This is a genomic window from Sphingopyxis macrogoltabida, from assembly GCF_001314325.1.
Classification (GTDB): domain Bacteria; phylum Pseudomonadota; class Alphaproteobacteria; order Sphingomonadales; family Sphingomonadaceae; genus Sphingopyxis; species Sphingopyxis macrogoltabida.
On the sequence record NZ_CP009429.1, the window covers coordinates 3,279,014 to 3,293,423 of the forward strand.

Below are 14,410 nucleotides of genomic sequence, written 5' to 3' on the forward strand. Positions count from 1 at the left end.
CGCCAACCGTCGTCAGCGGCCGATGCTTTTCGCGGCCGCGGCGGCTTGGGCGCTGCCCCTGGCAAACAGGAAGGCTTCGGCGCACGGACGCTGCAAAACGGTGAAAACACCGCGCGCCGCGTTGCCCGAAATGGCGTCCGAGCCCGGATGGCGCAAGGCGATCAGGAACGGACCGGCCGGCATCGCTTCCGGTAGGCCGAAGGTGGAGTTGTCCCAGGTCGCGGTGACCCGATCGGTCGCCGTGCCTTTCAACACATCGTCGACCAATATGTCGAAACGGGCGTGCCCGCCCGGATTGCGTTCGTTCGGGACGATGGCATAGTTCGAGATGCGTCCCCACAGGATGACGTCCGCTTCCGCCAGATCGGCCATCTCGGCGGGATTATGGACCCGGCACGCGAACGCCGGAGTGGCGACGCCGGCAAGCGCCGACAACAGAAGCAGATGGACAAGGTGGTTTCGCATTGACCTCTCCCTGCGAAGGCATCGCGCCGGGCCGGTGATGCGGTGCGACCGCTTAACGATCGATGAGCATTTTTCCAGCCTCGCACCGGTAAGTATTCCCTCGCCTGTCGGATTAACTTACAGTTTACCATAAGCGCGGCGCGGCGAATCGCGCTTTTGCGCCACTGGCATGGCTCTTGCCTAGGATATGGCAATGCTGAAGAAAATCGGACGCCTGTTCGTCATCAAGACCCGGTTCGAGGCGTGCCTCATCATCTATGCGCTTGCGCTCGGCGCGATGGCGCGGGGTCATGCGTATCTCGACCAGTTCCCGGGGTTCGGCGGCAAGCTGCTGATGGTGGCGTGCAGCGGCGCTGTCTTCCTTGCCGGCGCGAAGATTTTCGACTGCCTCCGCTACGAACAGGCGGCAAAGGCGGCTCAACAGAGCGACACGCCGGCCTGACGGCCTTTCCCCCGTAACCGAAACATGTCAAGGCGGGCGCCATGACGAGGATCAGCGGGCGCCCCGCCATCAGCATGGAACATGTCTATGGCATGACGCTGCGCGTCGCGCGCTGGCACGTCGGCGAGGCGGGCACGCCATTGTTGTTCCTGAACGGCATCGGCGCCGATATCGCCGCGGCGGCGCCGCTGCTCGCGCAGATCGCAGGGCGCGAGGTGTGGACGCTCGACATGCCCGGCGTCGGGGGATCGCCCGACGCGCTGCTGCCCTATGGCGCCCCGACGATGGCGGCGGTGGTCATGGAGATCGCCGGCCGGCTGGGGCACAAGGCGCTCGACGTCGCCGGCTTCAGTTGGGGCGGCGCGCTAGCGCAACAGGTGGCGATCCAGTTTCCCGGCCGGGTCCGCCGCCTTGTCCTGATGGCGACGACCCCGACGGTGACCGCACCGGGGATCGGCTGGGCTGCCCTGCTCGACGAGGACATGCTCGCGAGCGGGCTCAAGCTGCCGACCGCGACCCCGCTCGGCCTCGCTTACCAGACGATGGCGATGGCCGGCTGGACCAGCGCGGCGATGTTGCCGCAGCTCAGGAACGTGCCGGTGCTGGTCCTGATGGGCGAACGCGATGGCGTCGTTCCCGCATGCCATGGACAGGCGATCGCCGAACTGGTCGACGGTGCGCTGCTTGAGGTGGTGCCGGGATCGCACCTGTTCCCCTTTACCCACGCCGCCGCAACGGCCGAGCGGATCAGTGCGTTTCTGGATCGGGAGCCGGTGAAGCAGCTGCATTCGGGGCGGCAAGCCGCCGCCTGAGGAAATCGGCGATCGCGTTGGCGGTCGCATCGGGCGCTTCCTCCATCGGCAGATGCCCGATATCGTCGAGCAGCACGACCTCCGACCCCGCGATACGTTCGTGGAAACTCTGTGCCGCGCTCGGGTTGATCAGCCGGTCTTTCTTGCCAAACAGGATCAGCGTCGGCACCTTGATGGCGCCGATGCGGTCGGCCATCGCCGGTTCGCGGTCCAGCGTCGCGCGGAGCGACGTCGCCTCGCGGTTGCCGGGAAAGCGCAGCAGCTGCCAATAGCGATCGACCATCGCGTCGTCGACGATGTCCTGCCGTTCGACCGACCCGCGCAGCGAGCTTTCGACCAGAGCGCGCGGCGTGATCTGTCCGGCGAGCCAGCGTCCGGCGGGATATTTGAGGATACGGAAACCGATGTTCGACGGCGGCGGCTTATCGCCCTTGCGCGGCGGCATACCCGCGGCGTCGAGCAGCAGCAGCGCGTCGACCCGCGCCGGTTCGGCGAGCGCATAGCGCCACGCCACCCAGCCCCCCATCGAATTGCCGCCGAGGGTGAAATGATCGAGCCCGAGCTTCGCCGCGACCACATCGACCGCGGCGATCATGCCGTCGGCGCTGTAATCGCGGTCGGGGGTGCCGCCGGTCAGCCCGTGCCCGGGCAGATCGAGCGTGACGATGCGGTAGCGGTCGCCGAGCCGCTGGACGAGCGGCTCCCAAGTATGGAGGCTGCTGTTCGATCCGTGGAGCAGGACGACGACCGGCGCATCGCGCGGCCCCTGATCGCGATAATGGATGCGCTGCCCCGCCGGCCCTGCGGCAAATTCGGAGGTCTCGCCGCCATATTTGGCGATCATTTCGTCGCGGTCGGTGTCGGGGGTCCGCAGCATCAGGAAGAGCAGGACGAGCGCAACAATCAGGCCGAGCGGGATCAGCACCCGCTTGCGGCGAAGCAAAGGGCGCCGCGGCGGCAGCGGCTCAAACTCGTCCTGGTCGATCATCGCGTCATCGTCCCCCAACGACCCGATGCAAACCTAGCCGCGCGGCGCGGCGGCCGTCAACGTCCGTGGTCGGTTTCCGACGCTATTGATGGATCGAACGGCGGAAGGTTTCCGGAAGGAACAGCAGGCCGACAATCACCGTGATCACCGCCACGACCACCGGATACCAGAGGCCATAGTAGATATTGCCGGTCGCCGCGACCATCGCGAAGGCCGTCGTCGGCAGGAAGCCGCCGAACCAGCCGTTGCCGATATGATAGGGCAACGACATCGCGGTATAGCGAATGCGGCTGGGGAACAGCTCGACCAGCAGCGCGGCGATCGGGCCGTAGACCATCGTGACGAGCAGCACGAGGTAGAAGAGGATCGCGACGACGAGCGGCTTGTTGATTGCCTTGGGGTCGGCAGCGGCGGGATAGCCCGCCGCGGCGGTGGCGGCAGCCAGCTCTTCGCGGAAGACTTCGATCGCGCCGGCGCGCTCGCTTTCGGCGAGGCGCCATGGTTCGGGCGCGATCAGCACGCGGTCGCCGATCCGCACCTGCGCCGGCTGCCCGGCGACCCGGGCGCGCGTGTGGCTCGTGTAGCTGACACCCGCCTTGGCCAGCGCCGATTTGGCGATGTCGCAGCCGGTGCTTTCAAATTTCTCCTTGCCCACCGGATCGAACTGGAACGCGCAGGCACCGGGATCGGCGGTGACCGAAACCGCGGCGCTCGTCTGTGCCTTCGCCATCGCCGGGTTGGCGGCGGCGGTCAGCATCTGGAAGGCCGGGAAATAGGTGATTGCGGCGAGCGCGCAGCCCGCGAGGATGATCGGCTTGCGGCCGACCTTGTCGCTGAGCCAGCCGAAAAAGATGAAGAAGGGCGTGCCGAGCGCCAGCGCAATCGCGATCAATATGTTCGCGGTCGCGCCGTCGACCTTCAGCGTCTTTTCAAGGAAAAAGAGCGCATAGAATTGCCCCGAATACCAGACGACCGCCTGCCCCGCGACCGCCCCGAACAGCGCGATGATCACCCATTTGAGGTTCGCCCAGCGCCCGAAGGCTTCGGTCAGCGGCGCCTTCGATGTCGTCCCCTCCTCCTTCATCTGCTGGAAAACAGGGCTTTCCTCGAGCTGGAGGCGGATCCACAGCGACACGCCGAGCAGGATCACCGAGATCAGAAACGGCAGGCGCCAGCCCCAATCGGCAAAGGCTTCCTCGCCGATCGCCGAGCGGATCGCGATGACGACGCCGAGCGCCGCGAACAGCCCCAGGGTCGCGGTGGTCTGGATGAAACTGGTGAACAGGCCGCGTTTCCCCTCTGGCGCATGTTCGGCCACGTAAGTCGCGGCGCCGCCATATTCGCCGCCGAGCGCGAGCCCCTGGACGAGACGCAGCAAGACGAGGAGGATCGGGGCTGCGACGCCGATCGACGCATAGCTGGGCAGCACACCGACGAGGAAGGTCGAAACCCCCATGAGGCCCATGGTGACGAGGAAGGTGTTCTTGCGGCCGACCAGATCGCCGATTCGCCCGAAGACGAGCGCCCCGAACGGGCGCACGGCAAAACCCGCGGCAAAGGCCGCGAGCGCGAAGATGAAGCCCGTGGTTTCGTTGACGCCCGAGAAGAATTGCGCCGAGATGATCGTCGCGAGCAGGCCGTAGAGGTAGAAATCATACCATTCGAACACCGTGCCGAGCGACGACGCAAGGATGACCTTGCGCTCGCTCTGCCGGGTGCCGGCCGCTACCGCCGCCTCGCCGTTCGTCATCCCCTGCCCCTTCCTGTCGTTGGTGGCGGGAAGGTAGACGGTGCGGACTCGGCGTCAATGGGCCAGATGCCGGATGCGAGGGCGTCCAAGCCGCCCTCGCATCAATTCGACCGATCAGCCGACGCGCTTCACCGCGCCCTTGTGCGCACCGACGCTCTTGTTGCGGGGCCGGAAGCGGCGCTTGCGCTGCGGCTGGCCGTCGGCCGTCACCGGACCGTCGCGGCGCGGACCGCGATCGCCGCGCGGCTGGCCCCCGTCACGGTGCCCGGCGTCGCGCTGACCGCCATCGCGCTGGCGCAGCGCATCCTCGCGTTGGCGTTGGGGATTGCGGCCCTGGCTGCCCGTATCGCGCGGCGGCTGCGCCGGCTTCGGCAGCTTGCGCACCAGCTCGTTGAAATTTTCGGGCAGCGGCATCGGTTCGGACTTGCTCCGCGTGACGCGTTCGATGTCGCGCATGTACGGACGCTCATCAGGCGCGATGAAGCTGATCGCCTTGCCCTCGGCGCCGGCGCGCGCGGTGCGGCCGATGCGGTGGACATATTGTTCGGGTACGTTCGGGATCTCGAAGTTGATGACGTGCGAAACGCCCGATACATCGATGCCGCGCGCCGCGATGTCGGTCGCGACGAGCAGCTTGATATCGCCCGATCGGAACGCCTGCAGTGCCTGGGTGCGCTGCGACTGGCTCTTGTTGCCGTGGATCGCCATCGCCTTGATCTTCGCGCCGGCGAGATGGCGCACGACGCGGTCGGCGCCATGCTTGGTGCGGGTGAAGATCAGGGCGCGGTCGATATCTTCGCTGGCAATGACGGCATGGAGCAGCGCCTGCTTTTCCTTCTGTTCGACGAAGGTCGAATATTGGCTGATCTTTTCGACGGTCGTCGCGGCGGGCGTCACTGATACGGTGACCGGATCGTTGAGGAACTGGTCGGCAAGCCCGGCGATTTCCTTCGGCATCGTCGCCGAGAAGAACAGGTTCTGGCGGCGCGACGGCAGCAGTTTGGCGATGCGGCGCAGCGAATGGATGAAGCCCATGTCCATCATCTGGTCGGCTTCGTCGAGGACGAAGATTTCGACATCGTCGAGGCGCAGCGCGCGCTGGTCGATCAGGTCGAGCAGGCGGCCGGGGGTGGCGACGAGAATATCGACGCCGCCCGACAGATCGCGGATCTGCTTGTTGATCGGCACGCCGCCGAACACCGTCGTCACCGACAATTTGGTGAAGCGGCCATAGTCGCGGCAGCTCTGCGCGATCTGCGCCGCGAGCTCGCGCGTCGGGGCGAGCACCAGCATCCGGCAGCTGCGCGGATTGGCGCGGTGCGGATAGGTCAGCAGGTGATGGATCGAGGGCAGCGAGAAACCGGCGGTCTTGCCGGTGCCGGTCTGCGCGATGCCGCACAGGTCGCGGCCCTTCATCAGCGGCGGGATCGCCTGCGTCTGGATCGGGGTCGGCTGGGTATAATCCTTGGCGGCAAGCGCGCGATTGATGTCGGCGTGCAGGCCAAAGTCGTTAAAAGTCGTCATAAAATACTCACATAGGGCGACGCGCAGGCGCATCCGTTCGCATCGAACGGACGGCGCACGGCCGCGGGTTCGAAACGACCCGCGTGAAAGGGTGCCTCTGGGGACAAAGCGCTGGTCCGGCTCGTCCCGCGCCTGAAACGGGCGGGAAAATCACGCTGCCGGTGGTTGCGGCGGATCGGTCCGCCATGCTGCGCTGCACCATCATATGGCACGGGTTGCGCGAAATTGCAAGATTATTGCGCTTACCTATTCCCCCGTTTGCCCTGAGCTTGTCGAAGGGCCGTTCTTTCTTCATGAATTGGGGAAGAGAAGAACTGTGCTTCGACAAGCTCAGCACGAACGGACGAGGGGTGTGTACATTGACCGAGAAGATCATCGTCATCGACGAGGGCACCACCTCGACCCGCACGATGCTTTTCGCCGCCGACGGCACCCCGCTCGGCAGCGCCCAGCGCGAGTTCCGGCAATATTATCCGGCGCCCGGCCTCGTCGAGCATGACGCCGCCGAAATCTGGGACGCAACGCTCGCCTGCACGCGCGAGATGATTGCGCAGGCGCGCGGTGCGGCTGCGGTGGCGGCGATCGGCATCACCAACCAGCGCGAAACGATCGTCTTCTGGGACCGCAAGACCGGCGAACCGCTCGCGCCCGCGATCGTCTGGCAGGACCGGCGCACCGCGGCAGACTGCACCGCGCTCAAGGACGCGGGGCATGAAAAGGCCGTGCAGGAAAAAAGCGGCCTCCTGCTCGACCCCTATTTTTCCGGAAGCAAGATCGGCTGGGCGCTGAAGCATTGGGCGCAGCTCGAAGAGGCTGGCGACCGGCTGGCGGTGGGCACGATCGAATCCTACCTCGTCTACCGGCTGACCGGCGGGGTGCATGTGACCGACGCGAGCAATGCGTCGCGGACCCTGCTGATGGACATCAACGACCAGAACGGCTGGGACGCCGGTCTCTGCGACTTGCTTGGCGTTCCGATGCGGCTGCTGCCCGAGATCACGGGCTGCACCGCGACGGTCGGCACGACCGACCCCGCGCTGTTCGGCGGCGCGATCCCGATTACGGGAATGGCGGGCGACCAGCAGGCGGCCACGATCGGGCAGGCGTGCCTCGCGCCGGGGCAGACCAAGGCCACCTTCGGCACCGGCGCCTTCATCCTGTCGGCGAGCGGTACCGAACGGCCGCACTCGAACAACCGCCTGCTCGCGACGGTGCTGGTGCAGGAAGGCGATGTCCGTTCCTACGCCCTCGAAGGGTCGGTGTTCGTCGCCGGCAGCCTGATCAAATGGCTCCGCGACGGGCTCGGCCTGCTCGCCAGCGCGGGTGAGAGCGAGGGGCTGGCGCGGTCGATCGACGACAATGGCGGCGTCTATCTGGTCCCGGCCCTGACCGGCCTTGGCGCCCCGCACTGGCGGCCGGACGCACTGGGCGCGATATCGGGGCTGAGTTTCGCCAGCGGCAAGGCGCATGTCGCACGCGCCGCGCTCGAGGCGCAGGCCTATCAGGCACACGACCTTAAATCGGCTTTTGCCGCCGACGGGGTCGATTGGGCCGAATTGCGTATCGACGGCGGCATGGCCGCGAACGACTGGATGGCGCAGGATCTGGCCGACATGCTCGATCTGGTGGTCGAGCGGCCGGGCTTCGTCGAGAGCACGGCGCTGGGTGCCGCGATGCTCGCGGCGACCGGCGCGGGAATTTATCCCGACCTCGCGAGTGCGACGGCCGCGATGCGCGGCACCGCAACGCGCTTCACCCCCGCGCTCGCTGCCGCAAAACGCAAAACGCGCCTTGCCGGGTGGCAAAGCGCGCTTGCAAAAGTCCTCGGCTGACGCCGAAGCGCGATTTAACGCTTGAGGGTGAGACCACCGAAGCGCTTGTTGAACTTCGCAACCTGACCGCCCGCGTCGAGCATGCGGCCCGTGCCGCCGGTCCATGCCGGGTGCGCCGTCGGGTCGATTTCGAGCGTCATCACGTCGCCCTCTTTGCCCCAGGTCGAGCGCGTCTGATATTCGGTACCATCGGTCATCTTGACCGTGATGGTGTGATAGTCGGGGTGAATGTCTTTTTTCATCTCTTGGCTCCTGCGCCGCTGGTTTCCGACCAGCGGCTGAGTCGATGCTGTCCCCGCTATGGGGCCCGCGAAGCGGTGGCCCCTAACGGCGAACGCCTGATTTTGCAAGTCTTGCTTAGTCGCCGGGCGGATCGGCGATCATCGCGGTGAACTGGCATTCGGTCGCCAGTTGCCCGCCGAGCATCGCCTTGCCTTCGAACTTGCAGATATTCCGCTTCGCCTGAAGGATGGTGACGTGGAGGTCGAGCAGGACGCCGGGTTCGACCGGTTTCCTGAACTTCACGCCGTCGATGCCCATGAAATAGACGAGCTTGCCCGAACCGCCGAGGCCGAGCGATTCGACCGCGAGGATACCGCCAGCCTGCGCCAGCGCCTCGACGATGAGGACACCGGGCATGATTGGCCGGCCGGGGAAATGACCCTGAAAAAAAGGCTCGTTCATCGTCACCGCCTTGACCGCGTGGATCGAGGTGTCCTTCACCATCGATTCCACCCGGTCGACGAGCAGCATCGGATAACGGTGCGGCAGCAGCGTCAGGATCCGGCGGATATCCACCGGACCCAGGGCCCCCGCGTCCTTTTCCCCGTCAGCCATCAGGATCAGCGCGTCGTCGGCGGCGTGCCGGTCGCCGGGGCGGCGGGAGCGGGCGTGCCCTGTGCGGCGCGCGCGGCGTCCATCAACTGCTGGTTGCGCTGCTGGACGAGCTGGCCCGGCTGGTAGCCGGCCGGCGCTGCGGTCGACACGCTGGGCAGGATGCGGTTGAGTTCGGTCACCACCGCGTCGGTGATGTCGACATTATTCTCGCGTGCCAGCACCGCGTCGGGGTTGAGCAGCAGGTCGACCTTCTTCGCGGTCATCGCCGCCTTGATCGCTTCGTTCATGCGAACGCTGATCTGGTCCTCGACATAAGCGATAGCGAGATCGACCGGCGCGCTGATCTGACCAAGTTCGGTCTGCGCAGCCTGGCGCTTGTCCTGCACGGCCTTGGCGGCCGCCTGCAGCGCCGCCTGATTCTGCGGCGTCTTCTTCGCTTCTTCCTGATATTTGGCGATCAGGACGTTGATTTCGGCCTGCAGCGTCTGGCCGCGCGACTGCTGCTGGTCGATCTGCGCCTTGTAGGTCGTCTCGATCTGCTGCGTGGCGGTCTGGAAGGCGTTCGAACGCGCGGCGGCGGCACGGACGTCGGCGACGGCGATGGCCTTTGCCTGCGCGAATGCGGGGGCCGACACGACGGGCGAAACCGACAGCGCGGCGAAGGCCAGCGCCGAAGCGACAAAAATTTTCTTCATCAGAATTGGGTTCCTACGTTGAATGAGAAGCGTTTGGTATCATCGCCCTCTTCTTTGCGAAGGGCGTAAGCGAAGTCGATCCGGAAGGGACCGAAAGGCGAGTTCCAGTTGACACCGGCACCGATCGAGACGCGCGGCATCCAGCTATCGCCGAAATAACGTTCCTCGAACGGGGAGAGGTTGGAGGTCGTCCCGGTCGGACAGCTGCTGTACGACCCCTGCGGGATCGCCGGGGTCGCAGCGTTGTTGTCATGATCGACCAGCGCCTGCGTACCGAAGCTGATCGCGCCGGTGGTGCCGTTGCGGCAAAGATTCTTGGTGAGACCGTCGGACGGATCCTTGAAGTCGGCGAGCGTGGTGAGGTCGGGACGCTTGACGCCGAAGACCGAACCGACGTCGAGGAAGACCGACGGCCGGAGGCCGAGTTCCTTGGCTCCGGTGCCGAGCGGAATGTCGATCTCGAGCCGCCCCTGATAATAGGCGCGGCCGCCGAGCGCGTCGTCGATGCGCTGTTTGGTCGTCGTGTCGAGGATCGGGTTTGCGGGATCGGTCACGTCGACCGACGCATAGCGGATGACGCGCGGACCGACGCCGCGAATGTCGAAACCGCGCATCTGCGGTTCGCCGAGGAAGAAGCGGTCGGTCAGGCGGACCTTGTCGCTGGTCGGGGTCGGGCGCCCGCCGAGCGGGTAGATATAACCGCCCTCGGCCGAAACATTGAGGATGAAGCGGCTGCCGAGGTTGAAGTGCTTGCTCGCCGCGGCGCGGGTACGGACATATTTGACGCTGCCGCCGAGGCCGGCGAAATCCTGGCTGAGCGACAGCGACTGGCCGCGCGTCGGGCGCAGGCGGTTGTCGCGGTCGTCATAGGCGATGGTGAAGCCGAGCAGCGAGGTCGTACGCTTGCCGATCGCGTCGCAGAGGTAACGGCCGGCGACCAGCGGGTCGCACTCGTCGCGGAAATAATAGAGATTCTTGTCGAGCGACACATCGTCGAAGTTCAGGCTGTAACGCGTGAAGAACGACAGGAATTCGGTGAGCGGCACACCGGCGTTGATCTGGAAGCCCGTCGTCGACTGTTCGAACGTCGTGCGGCGGTCGCTGCCGATGAAGTTGAACGAGTTCAGATCGCGGCGATAGACGGTGCCGCCGATCGAGATGTTGCGGTCGAACAGATAGGGCTCGGTAAAGCCGAGTTCGACCGACTTCGAATAGCTCGAATAGTTGACCGACGCCTGCAACTGCTGGCCGAGGCCGCGGAAGTTGCGCTGGCGGATCGATCCCTGCAGCAGGAAATTCTCGATCGACGAGAAACCGGCCGACAGCGACAGTTCACCGGTCGGCTTTTCCTCGACATTGGTTTCGAGGATGATGCGGTCGGGGGCGCTGCCTTCCTTGCGCTCGATCTCCAGATTTTCCTGGAAATAGCCGAGGCTGTTGATGCGGTTTTCGGTGCGCTTGACACCGAAGCTGTTGAACGCATCGCCTTCGTTCAGGCGGAACTCGCGGCGCACGACCTTGTCGTGGGTCAGCGTGTTGCCGTTGACGTCGATGCGCTCGACGTAAGTCCGCGGACTTTCGGCGACGTTGAAGGTAATCCCCATCGTCCGCGTTTCGGGGTCGCGGCGGAACTCGGGGCTGATGTCGGCAAAGGCATAACCGAACAGACCGGCGGTCTCGCTCAGGCTTTCGACGGTGTCCTCGACCAGCTTCGCGTCGTACCAGTCGTCCTTCTTCATCGGCAGCAGCGTCTTCAGCGTTTCCGGCCGAAAGTCGCGGATTTCGCTCTTCACGTCGACGTCGCCGAACTTGTAGCGTTCGCCTTCCTCGACGACATAGGTGATGATGAAGTCCTGCTTGTTGCTCGTCAGCTCGGCGACCGCCGAAATGACGCGGAAGTCGGCATAGCCGTTCTGCAGGTAGAAAAGGCGCAGCTTTTGCTGGTCATAGGCGAGACGGTCGGGGTCGTAGCTGGTGTTCGACGACAGGATCGTCAGCAAGCCCGATTCCTTCGTCGCCATCTCGTCGCGGAGATCGCCGTCGCTGAACTTCTCGTTGCCGATGATGTTGATCTGGCGGACCTTCGACTTCGGACCTTCATTGATTTCGAAGACGACATCGACGCGGTTCTGGTCGAGCGACACCATCTTCGGCTCGACGGTCGCGGCGAAGCGGCCCTGCCGCTTGTAGAGTTCGATGATGCGCGCGACGTCGGCGCGAACCTTCGACCGGGTAAAGATCTGGCGCGGCGCGAGCTTGATCTCGGGGCGGATCTTGTCTTCCTTCAGGCGCTTGTTGCCCTCCAGAATGACGCGGTTGATCACCGGGTTTTCGGTGACCTGGATCGTCAGCGCACCGGCATTGTCGGTGATCTGGAAATCCTTGAAAAGTTCGGTCGCGGCAAGGTCCTTGAGCGCCTGGTCGAGTACCGAGCGGTCATAGGGCTGGCCGACGCGCAGACGCAGGTAGGACAGGATCGTCTGCGCTTCGAGCCGCTGGTTGCCGGTGACGGTGATCGACTGGACGGTCGTCGCCGACGGCACAGCTTCGGGCGCGGGGGGTGCCGGGACGGTCGGCACGGTAGCCGGCGGTGCAGCTTCCTGCGCCATGAGCGGCGCGACGGGAGCCAGCATCGTTCCTGCCATGAGGAGTGCCGACAGCTGCATCCGCGCCGAAATTTTGTGTGAAGCCACGCTGTTCATCCCGCAAAAATAACCCACAAGCGGCGAACGCCCTTTTTCGGCAGTTCGCGCGCACTCCCTGCCCCAGTCCGGCTATCCAATCAAGCGGGCGATCCGGTCCCACAGGCCGAATGAGCCCAAATCATTGAAAGTCACGACCAGCATCAGCGTCACGACCGCCGCAAAGCCGAATCGGAACGCCCATTCCTGCACCTTGGCGGGCGCGGGACGTCGCCTGATCGCCTCATATCCGTAAAAAAGCAAATGACCGCCATCGAGCATGGGCAATGGCAACAGGTTTATGAACCCCAGATTGATGGAGATCAGCGCGATCAGGAAGATCAGCGACGCAATCCCGAGGCTCGCGGCCTCACCCGACACCTTCGCGATGTTGAGCGGCCCGCTCAGATCCTTGACCGACCGGTTGCCGGTCAGAAGCTGGCCCAGCACTTCGCCCGTCTGCCGGACGATCTGCGCGGTCTGCTTGAGCCCGATCAGCGGCGCCTCGACGAGCGACACCTTCTCGAACACCACCTCGCCCGCCGCGATACCGATGACGCCGCGTTCGAAGCTGTTGCCGAACCGGTCCTGCTCCTTCACCAGCCGGGGGGTGAGCCGCAGCGTTTCTTCGGCGCCGCCGCGTTCGATCCTTACATCCATGGCCTCGCCGGGGCGGTGCGCGACCGCCATCGGAATATCGGTAAAGACGTCCATGGCGCGGCCGTCGATCGAGACGATGCGATCGCCCGCGCGGATGCCCGCGGCGGCGGCGGCCGAACCCTCCATCACCGAGCCCGCGACGGGCGGCGTTGTCGGCGTGCCGCCGATCCACGCGAAGCCGGCGAGGATCAGGATCGCGAACAGAAAATTGGTCACCGGCCCGGCGAGGACGATCAGGGTGCGTTTCCACACTGGCTGGGCGGGAAAGCTGTGCGAGCGTTCGGCTTCCGGCAGCTTCTCCCATTCGGCGTCGGGCTGGCTGACCGCATCGCGGTCGCCCGCGAACTGGACATAGCCGCCAAGCGGCAGCCAGCCGATCTTCCATTCGGTGCCGCGCTTGTCGGTCCACGCGAGGATCTTGCGGCCGAAGCCGATCGAGAAGGTATCGGCCTTCACGCCGCACCAGCGCCCGACGATATAATGCCCATATTCGTGCACGAACACGAGCGGGCCGAGCACCAGCAGGAAGGCCAGAATCGTGAAAGGAATGCCGGGGGCTTCAAGCATGTTCGTAATGGTCCACAAAATGCTGCGCAGCCGCGCGTGATGCGGCGTCGACGCTGAATATGTCGTGAAGCGATACCGGTACCGGCGGCGCTTCGGCATCGATCACCCGGCGTACCGTGTCGACGATGGCGGGAAAGGAAATGCGGCCGGCGAGAAAAGCGGCGACTGCGACCTCGTTTGCGGCGTTAAGCTGCGCCGGGCGCGCGCCACCCTCGGCGATCGCGGCGCGGCACAGCGCGGTCGCGGGGAAGCGTATTTCGTCGGGTGCCTCGAAATCGAGCCGCGCGATCGTTGCAAGGTCAAGCGGCGCGCACGGCGTCGCCATCCGTTCCGGCCATGCAAGAGCGCTCGCGATCGGAATGCGCATGTCGGGCGAACCAAGCTGTGCCAGTGTCGAGCAGTCGATATATTCGACGAGGCTGTGGATCACCGACTGCGGGTGGACGAGAATCTCGATGCGGTCGAGCCCGACCGGGAACAGATGATGCGCCTCGATGAGTTCGAGGCCCTTGTTCATCATCGTCGCCGAATCGACGCTGATCTTCGCGCCCATCGACCAATTGGGATGCGCAACCGCCTGCGCCGGCGTGACGCGCGCCATGTCGGCGGCGCTCATGGTGCGGAACGGACCGCCGCTCGCGGTCAGGATGATCCGGCGCACCTGCTCGATCCGCCCGCCCGCGAGGCACTGGAAAATCGCATTATGCTCGCTGTCCACGGGCAGCAGCGTCGAACCCGACGCGCGCGCCGCTGCGGTCATCAATTCGCCCGCCGAAACGAGCGCTTCCTTGTTCGCCAGCGCGACATCGGTGCCCGCCTCGATCGCCGCCATCGTCGGCGCGAGGCCGGCGCAGCCGACGATTGCCGCCATGACGAGGTCGGCGGGGCGCTTTGCCGCTTCGACCAGCGCTTCGGCGCCGGCGCTCGCCTCGATCCCCGTCCCGGCCAGCGCTTCCTGGAGTTCGGTATGGCGGGCTTCGTCGGCGATCACCGCGATATCGGGGCGGAATTCCTTCGCCAGCTTTGCCAGCTCGGCGACGTCGCTGTTCGCGGTCAGCACAGCGATCTGCCACGCCTCGCCATCGCGCCGGACAAGATCGAGGGTCGATTGGCCGACCGATCCGGTGGCGCCGAACAGCGAGAGGCGCCGCGCCATG

At 65.4% G+C, this 14,410-nt stretch carries 13 protein-coding genes; 3 read left to right on the forward strand and 10 right to left on the reverse strand.

Going from position 1 to position 14,410, the window contains the following annotated elements; genetic code table 11:
• Window positions 1-12 precede the first annotated feature (12 nt).
• Window positions 13-465, reverse strand: coding sequence for a hypothetical protein (locus LH19_RS16185; RefSeq protein WP_054730162.1), 453 nt, complete (start codon window positions 463-465; stop codon window positions 13-15).
• A gap of 193 nt (window positions 466-658) precedes the next feature.
• On the opposite strand from LH19_RS16185, the gene LH19_RS16190 reads away from it, so the two are divergent.
• A complete protein-coding gene (locus LH19_RS16190; protein WP_054590101.1) occupies window positions 659-907 on the forward strand; it encodes a hypothetical protein in 249 nt (82 codons plus the stop codon).
• Between the two features lie 41 nt (window positions 908-948).
• Window positions 949-1,719 carry an alpha/beta fold hydrolase gene (locus tag LH19_RS16195; protein ID WP_054730164.1) on the forward strand — a complete coding sequence of 257 codons (771 nt, stop codon included), beginning with the start codon at window positions 949-951 and terminating at the stop codon, window positions 1,717-1,719.
• Here the strand turns inward: LH19_RS16195 and LH19_RS16200 are convergent.
• The 3 genes from LH19_RS16200 to LH19_RS16210 all read right to left on the reverse strand — a co-directional run bounded on the left by LH19_RS16200 (window position 1,655) and on the right by LH19_RS16210 (window position 5,981).
• Complete coding sequence (locus LH19_RS16200) at window positions 1,655-2,707, reverse strand: alpha/beta fold hydrolase (protein ID WP_054730165.1); 1,053 nt, start codon at window positions 2,705-2,707, stop codon at window positions 1,655-1,657. The genes LH19_RS16195 and LH19_RS16200 overlap by 65 nt on opposite strands.
• An 82-nt stretch (window positions 2,708-2,789) precedes the next feature.
• Window positions 2,790-4,457: an MFS transporter gene (locus LH19_RS16205; RefSeq protein WP_054730166.1), complete on the reverse strand. Its 1,668-nt coding sequence runs from the start codon at window positions 4,455-4,457 to the stop codon at window positions 2,790-2,792.
• A gap of 114 nt (window positions 4,458-4,571) precedes the next feature.
• Entirely contained in the window at window positions 4,572-5,981 is a 1,410-nt protein-coding gene (locus tag LH19_RS16210; RefSeq protein ID WP_054730168.1) for a DEAD/DEAH box helicase, read from the reverse strand.
• Window positions 5,982-6,340: 359 nt separating this feature from the next.
• Between LH19_RS16210 and LH19_RS16215 the strand changes: the two genes are divergently transcribed.
• The gene (locus LH19_RS16215; protein ID WP_054730170.1) at window positions 6,341-7,813 is read left to right on the forward strand and encodes a glycerol kinase; all 1,473 of its coding nucleotides are present in this window, start codon (window positions 6,341-6,343) and stop codon (window positions 7,811-7,813) included.
• Between the two features lie 14 nt (window positions 7,814-7,827).
• Here LH19_RS16215 and rpmE read toward each other — a convergent pair whose 3' ends face one another.
• From rpmE to LH19_RS16245, 6 genes are all read right to left on the reverse strand, one after another.
• Window positions 7,828-8,055, reverse strand: a complete 228-nt coding sequence (rpmE, locus tag LH19_RS16220; protein ID WP_054587052.1) for a 50S ribosomal protein L31 — start codon at window positions 8,053-8,055, stop codon at window positions 7,828-7,830.
• Window positions 8,056-8,170: 115 nt separating this feature from the next.
• The gene (gene fabZ / locus LH19_RS16225) at window positions 8,171-8,650 is read right to left on the reverse strand and encodes a 3-hydroxyacyl-ACP dehydratase FabZ (RefSeq protein WP_054730173.1); all 480 of its coding nucleotides are present in this window, start codon (window positions 8,648-8,650) and stop codon (window positions 8,171-8,173) included.
• A 5-nt stretch (window positions 8,651-8,655) separates the two neighbouring features.
• Window positions 8,656-9,345: an OmpH family outer membrane protein gene (locus LH19_RS16230; RefSeq protein ID WP_054730176.1), complete on the reverse strand. Its 690-nt coding sequence runs from the start codon at window positions 9,343-9,345 to the stop codon at window positions 8,656-8,658.
• The gene (gene bamA, locus LH19_RS16235; protein ID WP_054587049.1) at window positions 9,345-12,047 is read right to left on the reverse strand and encodes an outer membrane protein assembly factor BamA; all 2,703 of its coding nucleotides are present in this window, start codon (window positions 12,045-12,047) and stop codon (window positions 9,345-9,347) included. The genes LH19_RS16230 and bamA overlap by 1 nt, the downstream gene beginning before the upstream one ends.
• Before the next feature lie 72 nt (window positions 12,048-12,119).
• The gene (rseP, locus tag LH19_RS16240) at window positions 12,120-13,253 is read right to left on the reverse strand and encodes an RIP metalloprotease RseP (RefSeq protein ID WP_054730179.1); all 1,134 of its coding nucleotides are present in this window, start codon (window positions 13,251-13,253) and stop codon (window positions 12,120-12,122) included.
• The gene (locus tag LH19_RS16245) at window positions 13,246-14,409 is read right to left on the reverse strand and encodes a 1-deoxy-D-xylulose-5-phosphate reductoisomerase (RefSeq protein WP_054730181.1); all 1,164 of its coding nucleotides are present in this window, start codon (window positions 14,407-14,409) and stop codon (window positions 13,246-13,248) included. The genes rseP and LH19_RS16245 overlap by 8 nt, the downstream gene beginning before the upstream one ends.
• Window position 14,410: the final 1 nt, after the last annotated feature.